The sequence below is a fragment of the Turicibacter sp. GALT-G1 genome, assembly GCF_025594995.1.
GTDB classification, from domain to species: Bacteria; Bacillota_I; Bacilli_A; order MOL361; family Turicibacteraceae; genus Turicibacter; species Turicibacter bilis.
Genome location: NZ_JAMQUS010000026.1, coordinates 16,402 through 39,140 on the forward strand (window position 1 = coordinate 16,402; position 22,739 = coordinate 39,140).

Sequence of the window (22,739 nt, forward strand, 5' to 3'; positions counted from 1 at the left end):
CTTTATATTTGAAAAGCATAATAGAAAGTAGAAAGAGTCATGTTGTATAAATTATCTTTATGTATGAATTTTAATAAATGTGTGATTATTAGTTGTAATTATTGTTTTTTTGCCGTCGTTTTTCGTATTTTTGTATATTGTCTTTTAACTATTGATATACTATAATGGTAGTAGTATAATGCAATATTTATGTGAAGACGAAGAGTAGTACTTTTGAACATTTGAATGGCAGCGAGTCTGGGAAGGTGGGAGCCAGATTTCAAGGTCTTAAGGAAGGGAACTTTTGAGCATAGTTAACAAAGTGGTAAAATCATAGGATTTTACAAATAGGGTGGAACCGCGGGAATAACTCTCGTCCCTATGCTCGTGGCATAGGTATGGGAGTTTTTATTTTCTCTATGTTCACGAGACCAGAATTTTGTTAAGTGAAGGAGCGTTAAAATGAGTCAAGTAACAATGGAAAAAATCGTAAATATGTGTAAAACACAAGGATTCGTTTACCAAGGAAGCGAAATTTATGGAGGATTAGCAAATACTTGGGATTATGGGCCGTTAGGTGTGGAATTAAAAAATAACGTGAAAAAAGCTTGGTGGAAAAAATTTATCCAAGAGTCACCATATAATGTGGGGTTAGATAGTGCCATCTTAATGAATCCTCAAACTTGGGTTGCATCAGGGCACGTTGGAGGATTTAGTGATCCTTTAATGGACTGTAAAGCATGTAAGAGTCGTCACCGTGCAGATAAATTAATCGAAGATCATGGAGACGATATCGTAGCTGATGGATGGACAGAAGAGCAAATGATGGCTTATATTCGTGAGCACAATATTGCATGTCCAGACTGTGGAGCTCATGACTTTACAGATATTCGTCAATTTGAATTAATGTTTAAAACACACATGGGAGTTGTTTCAGACGATAAATCAGCTGTTTATTTACGTCCAGAAACAGCACAAGGAATCTTCGTTAATTTCAAAAATGTTCAACGTACTAGCCGTAAAAAAATTCCATTTGGAATTGGACAAATCGGGAAATCATTCCGTAACGAAATTACACCAGGAAACTTTACATTCCGTACACGTGAATTCGAACAAATGGAATTAGAATTCTTCTGTAAACCAGGTGAAGATGGACAATGGTATGAGTTCTGGAAACAATATTGCTGGAATTGGTTGGTAAATTTAGGAATGAATCCAGAACATATTCGTCAACGTGAACATTCACCAGAAGAATTAAGTCACTACAGTAACGGAACATCAGATATCGAGTACCGTTTCCCATTTGGTTGGGGAGAGTTATGGGGAGTTGCCAACCGTACTGACTTCGACTTAAAAGCACATATGAAAGAATCAGGAGCAAACTTCGAATATCAAGATCCAACAACAAATGAAAAATATGTACCATACTGTATTGAACCATCAGTAGGAGCAGACCGTGTGACATTAGCGTTCTTAATTGATGCTTATGAAGAAGAAACGTTAGAAAATGGAGAAACACGTGAAGTTTTAAAATTTCACCCAGCTTTAGCTCCTTACAAAGTGGCGGTCTTACCATTAGTTAAGAAATTGAATGAACAATCATTAGAAGTGTTTGCAGAATTATCTAAACATATGATGGTTGATTATGATGAAGCGGGAACAATCGGTAAACGTTATCGTCGTCAAGATGCAATTGGAACACCATTCTGTGTCACATTCGACTATGATTCATTAGAAGATAAAAAAGTAACAGTTCGTCATCGTGATACAATGGAACAAGAACGTGTAGCAATCGATGAATTAGTTGAGTACATTACTTCAAAAATTCAATTTTAATTTCTACATAAAGTTGCTTTAAAATTTTAAAATTAAGACATTATAGGAGAGAGGGTGAACACGATGGGAAAGGGTCGAATTCCACAAGAATTATTTGATGAAGTCGTAGAAAAAAGTGATATCGTTGATGTCATTAGTGACTATGTACAATTGAGTAAAGCTGGGAAGAATTATAAAGGTTTATGTCCTTTCCATGGGGAAAATACCCCCTCTTTTGTCGTGTCACCAGATAAAGGAATCTATAAGTGCTTTGGTTGTGGAGAAGGAGGAAACGTCGTTTCGTTCGTCTCTTCACTTGAAGCTATTTCATATCCACAAGCTATCTTAAAATTAGCCAAGCGTGCGGGGATTGAAACGAACATTGTTCTACCATCAGATGAATCGATTCAAGACGCTAAGTTTAAAAATGAATTTGATATTTTAGAGTTTGCTAAAGGATTTTATCACTATTATTTAAATCACACAAAAGAAGGAAAAGTGGCATTAGATTATCTTCATAATCGTGGGATGAGTGATGAAACGATTGCGAAGTTTGGAATCGGGTTAGCTCCATCTTATTCGGACGCTTTAGTTAAAACGTTAGCTAATAATCGATATTCGTTAGATGTGGCGATGAAATTAGGTTTACTTAATGAGCATAATGGACAATATTATGATCGATTTAAATCCCGTATTATGTTCCCTATTTTTGATAAAATCGGACACGTGGTTGGATTTAGTGGTCGTGTTTTCTTAGAAGGGGATACTCATTTAGGGAAATACGTGAACTCACCTGAATCACCTATTTTCCAAAAAGGAAAGCTTATTTATCATTTAAATGATGCTAAGTTAGCGATTCGTCGTCATAATCGAGTCTTATTATTTGAAGGATTTTTAGATGTTATTTCCGCAGTTGAAGCGGGATTTGTTGAATCAGTCGCGACGATGGGAACCGCTTTGACCGAAGATCATAGTCGTGAATTACGCCGTCTAACTGATCAAATTATATTATGTTTTGATGGGGATAAAGCCGGACTCGCTGCTGCGAACAAAGCAATTCCTATTTTAATGGCACAAAACTTTTCAGTCAGTGTCGTTGAAATTCCAAATAAAATGGATCCTGATGAGTTTATTAAGACACACGGGAAAGAGGCCTTTTCTAAGTTAATTGATCAAGCAATTCCAGCTGTCGATTATCAGTATCGTTATATTAAACGACAGTTTAATTTAGAATTTGTTAGCCATCGAGAGCAATTTAAACGTCAAATCTACCATTTTGCTTATACCTTGCAAAGTCACACTCTGCAAGAGTTAATTTTAAAAAAATTAGCGTATGATATTTCAATAGGTGAGCAAAGTATTTTGCAGGAGTTCAATAGTAGCAAAAGTCAAGTGTATAAAAATGCCAATATTAATAACAATAAAAACGAAAACCTACAGATACATTCAAGACAAGTGCGAGATACTAAATATGAACGTTCTGAAAAAATGTTAATTCACTACATGTTAAAAGAGCGCCGTGTCGCTTTACAGGTAGAAAAAGAGTTAAATGGTTATTTGAATGATCCAACGCGTCGTAATATCGTGCTATATATTTTAGATTATTACACGACACATGAAACGATGAATTTACAATATTTTTTAAATTGGATTGACGAAGCCTTAGTTAAGCCGATTACAGATATTATTTTTGAGTGCGAGTCGCTTCCACCCCTTGGAAGTGATGAAGTCATTTATGATTTAATTTCTGTCGTTAAAGAATATGTTTATAGAGCTCAGATGGAGCAATTAAAAAAACAAATTAGCGAAGCAACATTAGATCACGAGAAATTGGAATTACTAGGTAAAGTAAATCAACTCAAACAACAGTTTGGGAAATAGAAGGAGTGGTTTTATGTCAAATCCGGTACTTGACGAAAAAAAGATTTTAGAAATTAATAATCAATTAATCAAGTTAGGAAAAAAACGTGGTTATTTAACATACGATGAAATCAATAATAACTTTGAACAAGTTCATTTAGACCCAGAAATGATTAGTTCATTTTTAGATTTATATGATGCAGAAGGAATTGATATCGTTAAATCAGAAAAAATTGTTGAACCAGAAGTTGCTCAAGCAGAAGAGGAAGAAACAGTTTTAATCTTACCTGATTTCGATAACGAAGATGAAGATGATGAAAACATCCCAGCTGACTTTAATGCTGAGGATGAAGTAGATTTAGAAGAAAAATTCGATGATTTTGAGTTTACATCACAGTTTAAAATCAACGATCCAGTTCGTATGTACTTAAAAGAGATCGGACGTGTTGAATTATTATCAAGCCAAGAAGAGATTAACTTTGCGAAGAAAATTGAGCGCGGAGATATTTCGACTGAGATTTTAGATTTACGTCGTCGCAATGAAGAGCTTCCAGCTGAATTGTTAGAGCGTATTGACTCTTTAATTAAAGATGCTGGAGAAGCAAATGATGGAAATGAATTCTTAATTGGAATTACTGAGTTAAGTGATGAAGAAGCACGTCGCGTGATTCATGAAGGTGAGTACGCGAAAAAACGTCTAGTTGAAGCAAACTTACGTTTAGTTGTAAGTATTGCAAAACGTCATGTGGGACGTGGAATGTTATTCTTAGACTTAATCCAAGAAGGAAACATGGGATTAATTAAAGCCGTTGAAAAGTTTGACTACCGTAAAGGATTCAAATTCTCAACATATGCAACATGGTGGATTCGTCAAGCTATCACTCGTGCGATTGCTGACCAAGCACGTACAATTCGTATCCCAGTTCACATGGTTGAAACAATTAATAAATTAGTTCGTATTCAACGTCAATTAGTTCAAGAATTAGGGCGTGAACCATTACCAGAAGAAATCTCAGAAAAAATGGGAATTTCACCTGAGAAAGTTCGTGAAATCTTAAAAATCTCTCAAGAACCCGTTTCATTAGAATCACCAGTAGGTGAAGAAGATGATTCACACTTAGGAGATTTCATTCCAGATGCGGATGCATTATCACCATCTGAGTTTGCTTCTAACGAAATGCTTAAAAAAGAATTAGATGATGTCTTAGAAACGTTAACCGATCGTGAAGAGCGCGTGTTACGTTTACGCTTTGGACTTGAAGATGGACGCACACGTACACTTGAAGAAGTCGGAAAAGAATTCGGTGTAACTCGTGAACGTATTCGTCAGATTGAAGCAAAAGCATTACGAAAACTACGCCATCCTTCTCGTAGCCGTCGCTTAAAAGACTTCATGGAAGAATAGGATTCGATAGTATGAATTACGATTTATCGTTACGTTTACAAACATGTTTAAATGCTCTAGCACCACTACAAACTGTAGCGGATGTTGGAACAGACCATGCATACCTACCTTGTGTAGGTATTTTAAATGGTCAATTAAAAAAAGCAATTGCGGCTGATATCGGGGTAGGTCCTTTAGAAGCAGCAAAAACAACAATTGCTCGATACAACTTAAATGAGAAAATTGAAACACGCTTAGGTCCGGGCTTAACGGTTTTAAATCCTTCTGAAGTTGAAGGTGTTGTGATTGCTGGAATGGGTGGGAAATTAATTGTCTCTATTTTAGAAGACAATATCTCATTGTCTCAATCATTTCAACGTTTAGTCTTACAACCTAATATTGATGCTAACTTATTGCGTGCTTGGCTAGCAGCACATCAATTTGAAATCATTGATGAAAAAATCGTTTTAGATGAAGGAAAGTTCTATGAGATTATTGTTGCTAAACCAGTTGAGGAATTAGTCCCTTATAGCGAGTTAGATATTGAATTTGGGCCAATTTTACGCTTAAACAAAGAACATGACGTTTTCCATGCAAAATGGAGTAAAGAATTTGCTAAAAATGAATCCATCATTCATCAATTACCAGTGAATCATCCACGTTTGGAGAGTTTAAAACAACGCCAAGCATTATTAAAAGAGGTGTTATAAATGAGTCTTAGTATTTCAGATGTCATTAAACAATTGGAAGTCTTATTTCCAAAACATTTAGCTTACGATAAAGATCCTATTGGATTACATATCGGAAATGTGAATCGCCCATTAACTAAAGTTTTAGTGACACTCGATGTAACTAAGGCGGTCGTTGAAGAAGCGATTGAACGTGGAGCCAATTTAATCGTGGCGCATCATCCATTTATTTATCGTCCATTAGCTTCAATTAATACGAATACTCCAAAAGGGAAAATCGTAGAGCTTTGCATCAAGCACGATATTTGTGTGTATTCTATGCACACCAACTTTGATATCGCAAAAAATGGGATGAATGACTGTTTAGCTAATGCTCTAGGGTTAATGAACATTCAACCTTTAATTCCGACGAAACGTGAAGAATATTCAAAAATTGCGATTTATGTTCCTAGCACACATGTTGAAGATGTTCGTCAGGTTATGGGAGATGCAGGCGTTGGACAGATTGGTGCTTATTCACACTGCACATTTACGACTTCAGGAACCGGTTCATTTCAACCATTAGCGGGTAGTCAACCGTTTATCGGACAAACTGGTGAAATTGAATACGTGGATGAAGTGAAGATTGAAGGGGTACTTCCAACTTCTTTAGTAAGTTGTGTGATTGCTAAAATTAAAACGGTACATCCTTACGAAGAAATGGCATATGATGTGTATGCCTTAAATGTGACGATGCCTGATGCTGAGTATGGTCTTGGACGTATTGGGCAAGTTGAAAATCCAGTTGAAGCTTCTGAGTATATTCAACACGTTAAACAGGCTTTAAATGTTTCACATGCCCGCTTCGTTGGTAAGCTGAATAAAAAAATTAAAACAGTTGCGATTATTGGTGGAAGTGGAAGTAGCTATATTGGACCTGTTAAGGCTAAGAAAGCTGATTTATTTATTACAGGTGATGTAGGATTCCATGATGCCCAAGATGCTCAAGAGATGGGATTAAACATTTTAGATGTGGGACACCATGCAGAGTGTATTATGAAGCAACATGTTGCAAGTTTATTAAATGAATTAATGGGCGATATTGCACTGGCCTCTGAGTTAAGTACGGAACCGTTTAAATTCGTTTAATGAATTGAAAATTTTACTAAATATCATAAAATATTGTACATTTTTCATTTGAATGTATATAATAGAGATAAGAAAAAATAAAAAAACGTTGATTAAGGCGTAGTAATGAGGAACTTGCTATTAAGGGAGAGGGTGTCTAAGACTGGAAGCACTCTTATAGTTAAACTCATGAATTCACCTTGTGAGTGATGCTAATCACATCCGGTTGCGGCCGTTATCCGTTTTAAGAGGTTAAGAATTTATCTTAGCAATAAAGGTGGTACCGCGTGTGAAACGTCCTTTTTTAAGGACGTTTTTTTATTTTTAAAAAAACAGTTTGGAGGAATTAAGATGCTAGATCGATTAAAACAATTACAAGTCGAAGCTTTATCAGAAGTAGCAAATACAACTGATTTAAAACAATTAAATGATCTTCGCGTAAAATACCTAGGAAAAAAAGGTCCAATTCAAGAAGTGATGAAAAACATGAAAGATATGGCGCCAGAAGAACGTAAAAGTGCTGGGCAAGTATCAAACGAAGTTAAATCTGTAATTTCACAAGCAATTGAAACTAAAAAAGCTGAGTTAGAAGCTTTAGCCATTCAACAACAGTTAGCAAATGAAACAATTGATGTGACATTACCAGGACGTACAAACTATATTGGTGTTGTTCATCCATTACAAGCCGTGACGAACGAATTAGAAGCTTTATTTATCTCAATGGGATACACAGTTGAAGAAGGTCCAGAAGTAGAGTGGGATCATTATAACTTTGAATTATTAAACTTACCTAAAGGACATCCAGCTCGTGATATGCAAGATTCATTCTATATTACTGAAGAGTCTTTATTACGCACACATACGTCACCTGTACAAGCACGTGTTTTAGAAGCAGCTAAAGGTCAAGGACCAATCAAAATTATCTGCCCTGGTAAAGTATATCGTCGTGACGATGATGATGCGACTCACTCACATCAATTTACTCAAATTGAAGGATTAGTTATTGATACAGATATTACAATGGCTGACTTAAAAGGAACATTATTAGAATTAGCTCGTAAAATGTTTGGTGAAGATCGTGAAATCCGTTTACGTCCATCATTCTTCCCATTTACTGAACCATCAGTAGAGGTTGACGTAACATGCTCAAAATGTTCAGGATGTGGATGTAACATCTGTAAAGGAACAGGATGGATTGAAATTTTAGGAGCAGGGATGGTGCATCCAAACGTCTTAGAAATGTCAGGATTTGATTCTAAGAAATATCAAGGATTTGCATTCGGTATCGGAGCAGAGCGTATCGCCATGCTTAAATACGGAATTGAAGATATCCGTAACTTCTATACAAATGATTTAAGATTTATTAATCAGTTTAAATAAGATTGAATGGAGGCCATATAGATGTTAGTTTCAGTGAATTGGTTAAGTCAATATATTGATTTAAGCGATATTGATCCAAAAGATTTAGCAGAAAAAATTACAAGAACAGGGATTGAAGTAGAATCGGTTAATGTATTAGCAGATGCAACGAATGTTGTAATTGGTTATGTTGAAGAACGTGTACAACATCCAAATGCGGATAAATTATCAGTATGTCAAGTAAATGTTGGTGGAGAAGACGGTGTTGTTCAAATCGTATGTGGTGCGAAAAACGTAGCGGCTGGACAAAAAATCATCGTGGCTAAACCAGGAGCTGTTTTACCAGGAAACTTTAAAATTAAAAAATCAAAACTACGCGGTGAAGAATCTAACGGAATGTGTTGTTCATTAAAAGAGTTAGGGATTGAGCAAAAGTTAGTTCCTCAAGCTTATGCAGATGGAATCTTCATTTGTGCAGATGATGCTCCAGTTGGAATGGACGCATTAGAATATTTAAAATTCCATGATACAGTGATTGAGCTTGGATTAACGCCAAACCGTATGGATTGTTTATCAATGTATGGCGTTGCTTACGAAGTAGCTGCTATTTTATCACGTGACGTTAAATTTGATGAAGTAACAGTGGAAGAAGTAGCAGAAGCTGCTAAAGACTTAATCAAAGTTAGCTCAAAAACTGAGAAAGCACCAATGTACTTATCACGCGTTGTGAAAAACGTTGAAATCAAAGAATCTCCACAATGGTTACAAGCTCGTTTAATCGCAGCTGGAATGCGCCCGAAAAATAACGTAGTTGACATCACGAACTATGTCATGTTAGAGATGGGACAACCATTACATGCTTTTGATTACGATACAATCGCTTCTAAAGAAATTGTTGTTCGTGAAGCCATTGCTGGTGAAACAATGAAAACATTGGATGGGCAAGATCGTGAATTAGCAGAAGGAGATATTATCATTACGGATGGTCAAACACCAATTGCCATTGCTGGTGTGATGGGAGGAGCAGCGACTGAGGTTACAGATAATACAACAAACGTGTTATTAGAATCAGCATTATTCGATCGTTTATCAGTTCGTAAAACATCAACTCGTTTAGGATTACGTTCTGAATCATCAGCTCGTTTTGAAAAAGGAATTGATGCAAAACGTACAGAGTTAGCAATTAACCGTGCAGCACAGTTATTAGCTGAGTTAGCTAATGGGCAAGTATGTGCTGGAATCGTTGCTCATGATGAGTTAACAGTTGAACCAGTAAGTATTGAAATTACAGCAGCTAAAATCAACTCAGTACTCGGAACAAACATGAGCAATGAAGAGGTAGCAAATGTTTGGACACGATTAAACTTTACTTATGATTTAAATGGTGATGTATTTACGGTACACGTTCCATCTCGTCGATTAGATATTACAATTGTTGAGGATTTAATTGAAGAAGCGGGACGTATTTATGGGTACGATAATATTCCAACAACGTTACCTTCAACAGATATTAAAGGTGGATATAAACCAATCCAATTAATGCGCAATAAAGCACACCAAACATTAATGGCTTGCGGATTAACACAAGTCATTACTTATTCATTAACAAGTGCTGAAAAAGCAGAGCAATTCTTATCGATCCCAGCTAACAAGAAAGAATTAGTTAAATTAGCGATGCCGATGAGTGAAGATCGCTCACACTTACGTCAATCAACCATTCCTCAATTATTAGAAGTAGTGCGTTATAATAATGCACGTACAATGGATACGGTAGCTATTTATGAAATTGGAAAAGTTTACGGTCAAGCTAATGGAGAATATACAGAAGAAACGAAAATTTCAGGGGCTGTGACAGGACAAATCATTACAAATAAATGGCAAGCAAAAGTTGAAAAAGTAGACTTCTATGTGGCGAAAGGTTATGTTGATGCAGTCTTAACTGAAATGGGTCACTTAAATGTCACTTATCGTCCAGTCGTAGCTGATGAATATAAAGAGTTCCATCCAGGACGTACGGCTATGGTTTATGTAAATGATATCTTAGTAGGGGTAGTTGGACAAGTTCATCCTGAATTACAACGTGAATTAGACTTACATGAAACATATGTATTTGAATTATCATTAGATGTGTTATTCGGATTAGAAACTTCAAAACCTGCTTATGCAATGGTACCTAAACATCCGGGTATGACACGTGATATTGCGTTAGTCGTTGATCGTGAAGTATTAGCAGATGACTTAGTTCAAACCATCAAAAAAGCAGCTAATAAATTATTACAAACGGTTGAAGTCTTTGATATTTACGAAGGTAAAGGTGTTGAAGAAGGTAAAAAATCAGTGGCAATTTCACTTTACTATTTAGATCGTGAAAAAACATTAACAGATGAAGATTTACAACCAACACACCAAAAAGTATTAAATGCTTTAACTAAAGAGCATGACGCTGTTTTACGTGGATAGTGAGAAAAGGGGAGCAAGTTTTTATCTTGTTCCCTTTTTTGCCGCTCAATAATGAAACTAACTTTAAAAGAATCAATTATTAGCTATAATAGAAATAGACTATAGCATGAGGTGATCAAATGAAAAATGAAAATTTAAATCAGTTAAGAAATCGAATTGATGAGATTAATTTACAACTTTTACAATTATTAAATGAACGTACAGAATTAGTAGAAGCAGTGGGTCGTGAAAAAGATAAACAGGGATTAAAAAAATATGATCCCATTCGTGAACAACAAATCATTGAACAATTAAAAGAAAAAAATCAAGGACCTATGAGTGATGAAATGATGGTCCACATTTTTAAAGAAATTTTCAAAGTAAGTGTGAAATTACAAGAAGAAAAGAGCCATAAAAAAGGATTATTAGTATCGCGTAAAAATAAATCTGAAGATACAGTTATCGAAGTTAATGGAGATTCTATTGGGGAAGGAGAAGCAACCTTTGTTTTTGGACCATGCAGTGTTGAATCACAAGAGCAAATGGAACGTGTCGCAGCTAATCTAGCTGCCAAAGGTTTAAAATATATTCGAGGAGGCGCATTTAAGCCGCGAACATCTCCTTATGACTTCCAAGGTCTTGGAATTGAAGGCTTAAAAATCATGTCTGAGGTGGCGAAAAAATATGATTTACGCGTGATCAGTGAAATCATGGATGCAAGTGATTTAGAAGCAGCTTTACCTTATTTAGATGTTGTGCAAATTGGTGCTCGTAATATGCAAAACTTTTCATTATTAAAAGCAGTTGGACATATTAATAAACCTGTTTTATTAAAACGTGGATTAAGTGCAACGATTGAAGAATTTGTAAATGCTGCTGAATATATTACGATGCATGGAAATCCAAATGTTATGTTATGTGAACGTGGAATTCGTACATATGAAAAAGCAACGCGTAATACACTTGATATTTCAGCGGTCCCAATTTTAAAACGTGAGACGCATTTACCAGTTTTTGTTGACATTACTCACTCAACGGGACGTAAAGACATCTTACTTCCAATTGCAAAAGCCGCTTTAGCTGTTGGCGCAGATGGAATTATGGCTGAAGTTCATCCAAATCCGACTGTGGCATTATCAGATGCGAATCAACAAATGAGCCTGGAAGAATTTGATGTTTTTTTCAAAAATTTATTAAGCTAGAATAAGTTAAAGTTTTCCTGACTATAATAAAAATAATCATAAAAAAAAGCAAGCGATTTTAAAATGAAAATTTTCATTAAATTGTTGATTAATCAAATCTTTTTCGATAAAATGAATGTAGTATCGAAGATTATGATGATGTTAGTGCTTACAAAGTCGTACTTTGTAGGTTAGAATGATAGATAGGTACAGGAAAATTTCAATGTATTAGGAGTTGATGTTATGTCTAAAGTAACAATTTATGATGTAGCACGTGTTGCTGATGTTTCATTAGCGACAGTGTCACGCGTTTTAAATAATCCAGAAAAGGTAAAGCCGAAAACTCGTGAGCGTGTTTTAGCTGCAATTAATGAATTAGGATATCGTCCAAATGCGATTGCTCGTGGTTTAGCAAGTCGTCGTTCAACAAACGTTGGATTAATTGTTCCAACATGCTCACGTGCTTCTGTATCAGAAATGATCGATGGAGTAGCAGATATCGCTGATAAATACCGTTACTCAGTCTTCTTAAACGTGACACATAATGAAAATGATATTGCTACAAATGTATGGCAAAACATGATTGCTTCTCAAGTCGATGGTGTTTTAATGATGGCAGATAAACTGAGTGACGATGAAATCGAGCGCTTAGCGAACGATACCGTGCCAACAGTTTTATTATCAGTTAAAGATTTAGATGGACGTTTACCAGCCGTTTTAATTGATTACGAATTAGCCGCTTATGAAGCTACTAAAAAATTAATTGAAAATGGAAATAAAGATATCGCCTTTATTACATCAAGCTCATATTATGCAATGAACGAGTTAAAAGAACAAGGATATCGTCGTGCATTAGCAGAAGCAGGGTTAGAACCACGCATTTTAGGACTATATAATAAATTTGAAAACTCATTAGAAGCATTTAAAGAATTCTTCGCTAATAATGCGGCTCCTGATGCAGCATTAGCTGTACGTGATTCAGTGGCTGTCATGTTCATGAATGCAGCGATTGAGCATGGAATTAGTGTTCCAAATGATTTAGAAATCATCGGATTCCAAAATACAAAATATGCGATTATGTCACGTCCACAATTAAGTACAATCAACATTCCAACGTACGATATTGGTGCTGTTGCGATGCGTTTATTAACGAAATTAATGAAAGAAGAGGAAGTAACTGAAACTCAAATCACGTTACCTCACTCATTTGTTTGGCGTAGTACAACAAAATAAGGTTGACATAAACATACACAATTTGTTATAATCCAAGCATTAATACTAGTGCAATGATAAGAATTTAGTAGTGATTATTAAGAGCAGTCACAGAGACTTAGTGGTAGGTGAGAACTAAGGCAGTAATAATCACGAATTACACTCTTGGAGCATGTTCATATGAACCGGTCTTTACCGTTATCAAATCGAGTGGTTGAATCATAGATTTAACAAGTTGGGTGGTACCGCGAACTTTCGTCCCTTCATTTTATCTTTTTTAGATAGAATGAAGGGTTTTTTAGTTGCGCTAGTAATCTTGGATTACTTTAGCGTAAACTTATCCTGAACGCTAGAATATCTAACGTAGTTTAGATATTCTCATGAAGGGTTGTTAGTTCCATTTCTAGCTTTAGTAGATTATTTAATCTATCTTCCCTTGATGGACAGTGTTATCCATAGTCTATAAGCGAGGCAGAGTCGAGCCCTACTTCGAGAAAAAAGTTGAATTAGAAGAAGGTTTACTTTAGCGTAAACTTATCCTGAAGGCTAGAATATGTAACGTAGTTTAGATATTCTCATGAAGGGTTGTTAGTTCCATTTCTAGCTTTAGTAAATTAGTTAATCTATCTTCCTTTGATGGATAGTGTTATTCATAATTTATAGGCAAGACAGAGTCGAGCTTTACTAAAGGAAAAGGCTTGTATTAGAAGGATGTTTGTTTAGAAAATCTTATCTATATAAGTCCAGATAAATTTTCTTCAGAGAAAATTTTTAACTGGACTATAGGCTGCCTTGATAGATAAAACATATCAGTATTTTTTATTTGCTACTCAAGATGTAGAATACTTATCTGTTTATATATAGATCATAGTTTTGCTCATTTATTAAAGAGAAAGATAGTCTGAACTAACGGAGGGTTATTAATTCAACTTGTATAACTTTTGATTAATCAACTCATTTGATAAGGTAAATTTGGTTTTGAATTAAAACGATAGAGGATAATAAAATTATCCTACAAAAGATTAAATGAGGTGAAAATAATGAAAAACGAATTCTTAAAAGAATTAGAGTGGCGTGGATTAATTAATGACTGCACGGATTTAGAAGCGTTAGATGCGTTAATGGAAGAAGGTAAAATTACATTATACTGTGGATTTGATCCAACAGCAGATAGTTTACATATTGGTTCTTTATTACCAATTTTAACGTTAAAACGATTCCAAATGGCTGGTCATAAACCATTACCATTAGTAGGTGGAGCAACAGGATTAATCGGTGACCCAACAGGTCGTTCAGCTGAGCGTCAAGAAAATAGTCATGAGACAGTGATCAAATGGTCTGAAAGTATTAAGCGCCAGTTATCACAATTCATGGAATTTGGAGATCAACCAAATGCTGCTGAGTTAGTTAATAACTATGATTGGACTTCAAACTTAAGCATGATTGAATTCTTACGCGATTTCGGTAAGTTTTTCAACATTAACTATATCTTAGCGAAAGATACAGTATGCTCTCGTTTAGAGCATGGGATGACATTTACTGAATTCTCTTATACTATCCTACAAGGAATGGACTTCAAACATTTATTTGAAACGAAAAACTGTGTGTTACAAATTGGTGGATCAGATCAATGGGGTAACATTACATCAGGATTAGAGTTAATTCGTAAAACAATGGGGCATGAAGCAAAAGCTGTTGGATTAACAATGCCATTAGTAACAAAAGCAGATGGAACAAAATTTGGTAAAACTGCAGGTGGAGCAGTATGGTTAGATCGCAATAAAACGACACCTTACGAAATGTACCAATTCTTAATTAATACAGCAGATGAAGATGTTATTAAGTTCTTAAAATACTTCACATTCTTATCACAAGAAGAAATTGCTACAATCGAGGAAGCTTTCAAGGCTGCACCACATGAGCGTTTAGCACAAAAAACATTAGCGAAAGAAGTCGTAACAATCGTGCATGGTCAAGAGGCATACGAGCAAGCGTTAAAAATCACTCAAGCATTATTCAGTGGAAACTTATCTGAGTTAACAGCTGAAGAAATTGAGGTTGGATTCAAAGATGTACCATCAGTTGAATTAGCTGAAAATCTTAACTTAGTGGATGCACTTGTATTTACGAAAGCAGCTAGCTCAAAACGTGAATCACGTGAGTTCATCAATAATAACTCAATCTCGATCAACGGAGAAAAAGTGAACGATTTAGAATTTACAGTTTCAAAAGAAAATGCAATCGGTGGTAAATTCACTGTTATCCGTCGTGGTAAGAAAAAATATTTCTTAATCAAACACGTTTAATAAAGTAAAAGGAAGGTTCAAGACCTTCCTTTTTTAGCATTTAAAAATATATGTTTTATTTGCATTGCTTTAAATACCATCTATAGTAAGGAGTTAAAAAAGACGTCAGAGCGTCTTTTTATTATAGTAAAATTCTAATTAAAATGACAGCGAAGATGATTTGAGCAATCCCGATGGCTAAACAGTAAACACCACTCTTTAACCCAGCTTTCATTAAATCTTTAAATTTAACGCTCATTCCAATTCCAGCTAAAGCGAAGATTTCGAGGTAGTTACTGATTTGTTTAAAGCCAAGAGATATATTTTCGCTAATAAATCCAATACTGAATAGGAAGCACATTAAGAAGAATCCTTTAACATACCAAGGGATTTTTATTTTAGCATTTGGTTTTTTATGATGTAACTCGGCGTCATGATTTTCTTCATCTTTTTTTAGTTTAGCGAACCCTAAAATAACGAATACTAGGAAAATAATTCGAACAATTTTAAAAATCGTTGCGTACTTTAAGACATCATGGTTAACCATTGAGGCACTTCCGACGACTTGTCCTACTGATTGTAATGTTCCACCGATTAAAGCGGATGATAACATCGTTTCATTTTCATATAGTAGATTTGTGAAGAATGGCAAAATCATCATTAAGATGGTACCTGTTAAGTTAACTAAGGTAATTGTAATTGATTTCTCCACATCATTTGCTTTGATGACTGGAGCTGTTGCACCGATAGCTGAAGAACCACATACAGCGTTTCCTGAGGCCATTAATAAGCGGAAATTTTCTGAAAATCCAAGCTGCTTACCGACAAATAAACAAAATGCAATCGTTAATGCCATTTGTAAAATGATAAAGCTAACACCAGAAACCCCTAACTCTAAAATGACTGTATAGCTTAAGGTTCCACCAAGTAGAACAATTGAGTAAGATAATAAATTTGATTCTGAAAAACGTATGCCTTTATGAAGTTTTTTATGTGTTAAAACAGTATTTCCTAATAATAACCCAAGTAAAATAGCAATAGTTGCTCCTCCGAGTGTTGGAACTAATGTTCCAAGATATTTAGCTACTAAGCCGATGAGAATACAAACGATAAGACCTGGGAAGATATCTTTAAAATTTGTAAGTTTTTGTTGGATAAAGTCTTGAGTTTTCATTGGTTCAATACTCCTTCTCTTAAAATCTACGCTATAAGTATATAATAGTTTTTAATATAATTAAAATTAATTATTATAATGGTTATAATCAGATAAAATTATAGTAGAGGTGTTTCTAATGATAGATGAGTTAAAGTCATTTATTCAAGTTGTAGATGAACAAAATTTTACGAAAGCTGCTCAGAAATTGAATTTGTCACAGCCTGCAGTTAGTATGCACATTTCTGGCCTTGAAAAACAATTAGATACCATATTAATTTTGCGTTCAAATAAACAAAAGAATTTTTTATTAACACCAGATGGAGAATTACTTTATAAGCGTGCTAAAAAGATTGTGCATCAATATGAGGAAATGATGAACGAGATCAAGAGTCAAAAAACAGAAGTTCAAGGAACATTGAAAATTGGAGCTAGTTTAACAATAGGAGAGTATTTATTACCCAAAATCTTACTACAATTATCCAAGTTATATCCGAACTTAATGTTTGAGGTTATTATTGAAAATAGTCATACGATAATGGAGAAGATCAATCAACTTGAGTTAGAAATTGGATTAATTGAGGATGATGAAGTCCCTTTAACTCTTAATCGTCAGCCGTTTTATTGTGATACCTTGCAGATTGCTTATAGTGATAAATTAACATTACCTAAGTCACCAGCACAGTATCACACGTTCTTTTCTTCGCAAGCATGGTTTGTTCGAGAGGATGGCTCTGGAACACGAGCAATGACTGATTTCTTCTTAGAGAACTTAAGGATTATACCCAAACATAAAGTGATACTTGGAAGCAATTATTTAATTAAAGAAACACTAAGACACCAACACGGAATGACTTTTGCTTCTACCTTAATGAAACATCAAGGTTTTAAAGGAATTAGTTATTTAGAAGAAGAGGCTTATACATTATCGCGTTTATTTTACTATGTGACTAAAGAGGGCGTCGTTTTAAGTAAACGAGTACAGTGTATGATTAGTTTATTAAATGAATTAGATGAGACAATGAGATCTTAAAACGGTGCTGTATTTTAAGAAATTGTTAATAATGATAAAGACTAAAAAAAGGACAATGCTGAAGTTGTCCTTATTAATTGATGCTAATTTAATAGATGAGAAAACTGAATTTATAATTTATTATAATAATTGAAGTAGCTAAAAGTTTAAGTAATATTAGTTATGACTAAAAATAGGAGATGATGATGTGAGGTGAAAGAGGGATTTGGAAGAACAAAAAAAGACTTCGGAAAATCCGAAGTCTTTTTAGTGCCATTAAAGATTAACGGCTGTAGAACTCTACGATTAAGTTTTCGTGGATATCAGCGAATACTTCAGAACGTTCTGGTAAACGTACGAATGTTCCTGTCATTGTAGCTTCGTCGAATGATACGAAGTCTGGACGGTGTACAGTTCCTTCTAAAGCAGCTTTGATGATAGCTAAGTTAGCTGATTTTTCACGAACGCTGATAGTTTGTCCTGGTTTTACTGAGTAAGATGGGATATCAACGCGTTGTCCATCTACTAAGATGTGACCGTGGTTAACTAACTGACGAGCTTGACGACGAGTGTTAGCTAATCCTAAACGGTATACTAAGTTATCAAGACGAGATTCTAATAAGTATAAGAAGTTCTCACCATGTTTACCTTGTAATTTACCAGCACGATCGTATGTACGACGGAATTGACGCTCAGTCATTCCGTATGCATGACGTAATTTTTGTTTCTCTTGTAATTGTAATCCGTATTCAGAGATTTTTTTACGAGCTTGTCCGTGTTGCCCAGGTGCATAAGGGCGTTTTTGTAATTCTTTTCCGTTTTCTAAGATAGAGTATCCTAAACGACGAGAAATTTTCCAGCTTGGTCCAGTATAACGAGCCATGCTATGACCTCCTTTTAATTTGTCAGAAATTTTGATTTTGCATACCAAAAAAGGAGAAAATTTATCAAATACTATAGGATAGATTAAAATCTCATATCCTCGCCTTTGCAGCCAAAAGGTTATACGATATGCCATCAATACCTTTAAGCGATATTGAGGTTTAATCTATACGTTACAGTCAGATAAAAAGCTGCCTTTAATATACGCACTCAAGTATAATATCAATATTCTACTTTATTGTCAACAAAAAATCCGAGTTCTAAACATTTTCCAATAATTAAGCTTAAATTTAGTTAGTAGGAATAGTTTCCACAATGATTTGCACAAATTGTTCTAAATATTTTTGATCGATTTCATTAAATCGATTTAAGCGAGGACTATCGATATCTAATACTCCAATTAGTTCATCATCTTTTAAAATAGGAACTACAATTTCAGAGTTGGTTGCACCATCACAGGCAATATGTCCAGGAAATTCATGAACATTTTTAACGACAACTGTTTGCTTTGTTGTAGCTGCATAACCACAAACTCCTTTATGAAATGGAATACGGATGCAAGCAGGTAATCCTTGAAATGGTCCAAGTACAAGCTCTTCGCCTTTGTTTAAGTAAAATCCAACCCAGTTAATGTCCTCTAAAAATTGATTTAATAAAGCTGATGCATTAGATAAATTTGCAATCAAATCGGATTCTTCATAAGTCAATCCTTTTAATTGTAATAATACTGTTTCATAGTTTTCTTCTAATGTTCCTTGATAAGCAGTTGGATGAAACATTTTCTCCCCCCTTGGTATGATATAAAATAGTTTGCACACATTATAGCAAAAATAAATAGAAAAACATAGAAACAATAGGATTTTTTATCAAATTATGATATCATTAAAAGACAGTAAACAGTTTAAGAAAGCGTGATGGGAGGATACTATGACAGATTTTAAATTACTAATTTTAATAGTGATGATCGTCGTCTTAGCAATCGTATTAATTTACTCAGTTATTATCGTATCAAAAAAGAAACAATACTATGCTAAAATTGATGAACTTGATTATTTAAAACATGAGATTTCTAATCAGACGGTCCCGTTTGAATTAGCCAAGCTACGTAGCACAAAAAAGAGTGAGCGTATTGTTAAGTTAGTTCAACAATGGGAACGACGTTGGGGAAAATTAGAATCCGACTTTATTACCGTCACGGAGCAAATTATTTATACGGAAGAGCTTGTTGCCAATAAAAGTTTCGTTGAAGCCGATGAGCATTTAGTAGAATTAAAACAAACACTTGAGTTGTTAAAAGAAGAAGTTGAACAATTAATTGAAGAAATTAAGTCGTTAAAGAAATCAGAAGAACGTAGTCGTTCAAATGTCATTGGATTAAAAGAAACGTTTGAACAATTAAAACGTCGTTATGAAAAAGAAGAAGAGAACTATATTGAGTTTAAAGAAGAGATGAAGACCTTATTTAAAGATGTTGAAGTCTTTTTCTTAAAATTTAATGAGTGTATGGAAGAATGTAATTACGATTTAGCTGATGAAACGATTGAACTGATTAAGTCACATATTGAAATTATTGTTCATATGTTTGAACGCACTCCAATGTATAAAGATACAATTACACAAGAAATCAAGCCTTTATTACGTGAAGTTTTAAAGAGCTATGAATCTATTATGAAATCAGGTGTCTATTTAAAGCATCTTCAAATTGAAGAAACGATTGCAGTGTATCATGAGCAATTAGATGAGATTCCAAATTGGATCAAACGTTTTGATTTTGTCAAGATTGAAGGAATGCTTGTTGAGATTCATGATAATGCTAAACAAATGATTGAATTCATGAAGAAAGAATATGAACTTCAAGAGGTGTTAAAAGAGACAGTTATTAAAACGAAATCGCTTATGCAAGAGCTACAAGAGCATAGCGAGCAACTTCAAGAGCGTTATGAAAATATTAAAGGAAATTATCGTATGCCTGAGGAAGAGGAGAGTCATTTCGCCTTTTTATTAAATGAAATTCAAATTGTAAGTAATGAATTAGTCTATTTAGTCGGAAAAGTCGATGAACATCAAAGTGCAAATTCTGTGTTACTACGTGAGTTATCATCGCTGAACCAACAATTAGATGAGATTAAAGAACAATTAGCTGTGTTTGATGGTGAAATTGAAAGCTTATATGCTGGAGAAAAAGAATGTCGCCAGCGTGCACTTCATTTATTGAAAACATTCAATCATCTTAAAGGAATGTATCATCAAGTTAACTTCCCAGTTAAGAATGAGGAAACTGAAGAGATGATTAAACGTGCAAACTTCGCTATTCAATTATTATTTGAAACGATTGGGCGATTACCTATTAATATTGCAGAGATTGATAAACAGCTTGCTCTAGCACAAGAGTCGATTCAAGAATTATCTAATCGAGTGGAGATTGAGGTTCAACAATCTAAATTAGCCGAACGTTTAATGGTATATGGTCATCGTTATATTGGACGAGAAGGAATGTATGTCGTGGATTTAACGATTGCTGAGGATCAATTCCGTCAAGGAAATTATGAAACGGTGATCGAAAAGATGCGTGAATTATTAAAAGAGATTGAAGGTTCACGTTTTGATTTAACTTATGATCAATTTAAGCAACAATTAGATTGCTATCTATTATAATAAAGGAAACTGTCTATAAGGACGTCGTGAGTTATAGACAGTTTTTATTTTGAGTAAACAAATGCAAAAAAATAAAGCTGCGTTCTAAAAGAATGTTGATATTTAATAAAAATCATGATTGCTTCGCCTAACTCATTGATAATAGATACAATTAAATATGATGAAATCAATGTTGTTAATTATCAACACTTATCTAGAATAGAGCCAAAAAAAGTTCTATGATGCAGATAAATGAAGTGAAATAAGAATAAATGCATAATATAATAATAAGGACATCTAGATGATTTGCTATTAAAAGTGAATTTTTTCTAGCAAATTGATGATGAAGTTCATACTTTATAGTGTAAGCAAATCATAGAACGACCATTTTCTACGTCATAAACTCAGAAAATAGTTGCAATTTGAGATTATAGCTTTAATGTGATATAATGTCGAAACGATAAAGTAACAAGTTTCATATTCAATGAATTCGTCTGCCTCTTATCTGAGCAGAGTTCGTAAGAGTTAAAAGTTTAAAATGGGTCTGAGATGTTTATGTCGGAAGGAGAATCAAAATGATTTATTTAGACAATAGTGCGACGACTCCTGTTGATCCAGAAGTTTTAAATGCTTTCGTGAAAGTTAATGAAAATTTTTGGGGTAATCCAAGTTCGTTACATGCATTTGGTGCTCGTGCTGAACAATTACTAATTCAGTCAGAAAAGCAAGTCTTATCCCTATTAAATGCGAAACAACACAAAGTTATTTTTACATCAGGAGCAACTGAGAGTAATAACTTGGCTATTCGTGGGTTGTGTCATGCTTACAAAAATCGTGGACGTCACATTATTACAACCCCTGTTGAGCATGCCTCAGTTCATGAAACAATTGAGGAACTAGAAGCGGAAGGGTTCCGTGTTACATATATTGACGTCAAAGGTAGCAATGCTGATATTGTAAAGCAAATTCAAGAAGCCATTTGTGAAGATACAATTTTAATTTCATGCATGCATGTGAACAATGAAATGGGAATGGTATTTCCAATCTATGAAATTGGTCAATTATTAAAAAAATATCCAAAGGTAAAATTCCATGTTGATGCCGTTCAAAGCGTGGGTAAAATTCCTGTTGATATTGATAAAATGAATATTGATTTATTATCATTATCTGCTCATAAATTCCATGGATTAAAAGGAAGTGGAGCACTAATCGTGAATCAATATTTAAGTTTAACACCTGAAATTACAGGGGGACATCAAATGTATGGCCTTCGTTCAGGAACAATTAACGTAGCGGGTGCAGTTGCGCTTGCTAAGGCTTTACGCTTAGCAATAGAGCCACTGCAAACAAACTACCAACATGTTAAACAATTATTCGATCATACAATGAACGAATTAAGAAAAATTGATGGTGTAGTGGTAAATAGTAATCACGAACATCAAACGCCTTATATCATCAATTTTGCTGCCGCTCCGATTAAAGGTGAAACGTTAGTTCATGCGCTTGAGGAATATGATGTTTATATCTCAGCAAAATCAGCGTGCTCATCTAAATCAGCGACTGCTTCACGTATCTTATTAGCATTAGGGATTAGTGATGAGGTTGCACAAGAGAGTATACGTGTTAGTTTCTCTAATCTATCGACAATGGAGGAAGTAGATCGACTAATTAAAGCTTTAAAAATCGTTGTGGCACAACTAAAACACTAGTACTACAAATCGCAGCAGGTTATCGAGGAAGGAAATGAT

The 22,739-nt window shown here is 34.5% G+C and carries 16 protein-coding genes and 3 other annotated features; of the genes, 13 read left to right on the forward strand and 3 right to left on the reverse strand.

What is annotated here, in order from left to right; all coding sequences use genetic code 11:
- Positions 1 to 185: 185 nt before the first annotated feature.
- Positions 186 to 363: a binding site (T-box leader), on the forward strand.
- 78 nt (positions 364 to 441) lie between these two features.
- From NEH74_RS05045 to tyrS, 10 genes are all read left to right on the forward strand, one after another.
- The gene (locus NEH74_RS05045) at positions 442 to 1,815 is read left to right on the forward strand and encodes a glycine--tRNA ligase (protein WP_055241213.1); all 1,374 of its coding nucleotides are present in this window, start codon (positions 442 to 444) and stop codon (positions 1,813 to 1,815) included.
- A 63-nt stretch (positions 1,816 to 1,878) separates the two neighbouring features.
- Positions 1,879 to 3,675 carry a DNA primase gene (dnaG, locus tag NEH74_RS05050; protein WP_212724386.1) on the forward strand — a complete coding sequence of 599 codons (1,797 nt, stop codon included), beginning with the start codon at positions 1,879 to 1,881 and terminating at the stop codon, positions 3,673 to 3,675.
- Positions 3,676 to 3,688: 13 nt separating this feature from the next.
- The gene (gene rpoD / locus NEH74_RS05055; RefSeq protein WP_055241209.1) at positions 3,689 to 5,059 is read left to right on the forward strand and encodes an RNA polymerase sigma factor RpoD; all 1,371 of its coding nucleotides are present in this window, start codon (positions 3,689 to 3,691) and stop codon (positions 5,057 to 5,059) included.
- Positions 5,060 to 5,070: 11 nt separating this feature from the next.
- Positions 5,071 to 5,748, forward strand: coding sequence for a tRNA (adenine(22)-N(1))-methyltransferase (locus NEH74_RS05060; protein ID WP_055241207.1), 678 nt, complete (start codon positions 5,071 to 5,073; stop codon positions 5,746 to 5,748).
- Positions 5,749 to 6,855 (forward strand): Nif3-like dinuclear metal center hexameric protein, encoded by a 1,107-nt coding sequence (locus NEH74_RS05065; RefSeq protein WP_055276339.1) that lies wholly within the window; start codon positions 5,749 to 5,751, stop codon positions 6,853 to 6,855. It abuts the gene before it with no gap.
- A gap of 79 nt (positions 6,856 to 6,934) precedes the next feature.
- Positions 6,935 to 7,139, forward strand: a binding site (T-box leader).
- A 46-nt stretch (positions 7,140 to 7,185) separates the two neighbouring features.
- Complete coding sequence (pheS, locus tag NEH74_RS05070; RefSeq protein ID WP_055305015.1) at positions 7,186 to 8,214, forward strand: phenylalanine--tRNA ligase subunit alpha; 1,029 nt, start codon at positions 7,186 to 7,188, stop codon at positions 8,212 to 8,214.
- A gap of 21 nt (positions 8,215 to 8,235) precedes the next feature.
- Positions 8,236 to 10,653 carry a phenylalanine--tRNA ligase subunit beta gene (pheT, locus tag NEH74_RS05075; RefSeq protein WP_055241202.1) on the forward strand — a complete coding sequence of 806 codons (2,418 nt, stop codon included), beginning with the start codon at positions 8,236 to 8,238 and terminating at the stop codon, positions 10,651 to 10,653.
- 119 nt (positions 10,654 to 10,772) lie between these two features.
- Positions 10,773 to 11,834: a bifunctional 3-deoxy-7-phosphoheptulonate synthase/chorismate mutase gene (locus NEH74_RS05080; protein ID WP_055305013.1), complete on the forward strand. Its 1,062-nt coding sequence runs from the start codon at positions 10,773 to 10,775 to the stop codon at positions 11,832 to 11,834.
- A gap of 222 nt (positions 11,835 to 12,056) precedes the next feature.
- Positions 12,057 to 13,046, forward strand: coding sequence for a substrate-binding domain-containing protein (locus tag NEH74_RS05085; protein ID WP_055241198.1), 990 nt, complete (start codon positions 12,057 to 12,059; stop codon positions 13,044 to 13,046).
- A 44-nt stretch (positions 13,047 to 13,090) separates the two neighbouring features.
- Positions 13,091 to 13,291: a binding site (T-box leader), on the forward strand.
- 774 nt (positions 13,292 to 14,065) lie between these two features.
- Positions 14,066 to 15,331: a tyrosine--tRNA ligase gene (tyrS, locus tag NEH74_RS05090; RefSeq protein ID WP_055241196.1), complete on the forward strand. Its 1,266-nt coding sequence runs from the start codon at positions 14,066 to 14,068 to the stop codon at positions 15,329 to 15,331.
- A 121-nt stretch (positions 15,332 to 15,452) separates the two neighbouring features.
- Here the strand turns inward: tyrS and NEH74_RS05095 are convergent, their stop codons facing one another.
- A complete protein-coding gene (locus tag NEH74_RS05095; protein WP_055305011.1) occupies positions 15,453 to 16,484 on the reverse strand; it encodes a YeiH family protein in 1,032 nt (343 codons plus the stop codon).
- A gap of 118 nt (positions 16,485 to 16,602) precedes the next feature.
- On the opposite strand from NEH74_RS05095, the gene NEH74_RS05100 reads away from it, so the two are divergent.
- Complete coding sequence (locus NEH74_RS05100) at positions 16,603 to 17,496, forward strand: LysR family transcriptional regulator (RefSeq protein WP_055305009.1); 894 nt, start codon at positions 16,603 to 16,605, stop codon at positions 17,494 to 17,496.
- Positions 17,497 to 17,758: 262 nt separating this feature from the next.
- On the opposite strand, the gene rpsD is transcribed toward NEH74_RS05100, so the two are convergent.
- Both rpsD and NEH74_RS05110 read right to left on the reverse strand, forming a co-directional pair.
- Positions 17,759 to 18,358 (reverse strand): 30S ribosomal protein S4, encoded by a 600-nt coding sequence (gene rpsD, locus NEH74_RS05105; protein ID WP_055241189.1) that lies wholly within the window; start codon positions 18,356 to 18,358, stop codon positions 17,759 to 17,761.
- A 289-nt stretch (positions 18,359 to 18,647) separates the two neighbouring features.
- Positions 18,648 to 19,136, reverse strand: coding sequence for a GAF domain-containing protein (locus NEH74_RS05110; protein ID WP_055241187.1), 489 nt, complete (start codon positions 19,134 to 19,136; stop codon positions 18,648 to 18,650).
- 148 nt (positions 19,137 to 19,284) lie between these two features.
- On the opposite strand from NEH74_RS05110, the gene NEH74_RS05115 reads away from it, so the two are divergent.
- The gene (locus NEH74_RS05115; RefSeq protein WP_055305007.1) at positions 19,285 to 21,012 is read left to right on the forward strand and encodes a septation ring formation regulator EzrA; all 1,728 of its coding nucleotides are present in this window, start codon (positions 19,285 to 19,287) and stop codon (positions 21,010 to 21,012) included.
- Between the two features lie 554 nt (positions 21,013 to 21,566).
- Complete coding sequence (locus NEH74_RS05120) at positions 21,567 to 22,700, forward strand: cysteine desulfurase family protein (protein WP_055305005.1); 1,134 nt, start codon at positions 21,567 to 21,569, stop codon at positions 22,698 to 22,700.
- The last annotated feature ends 39 nt before the right edge of the window (positions 22,701 to 22,739 follow it).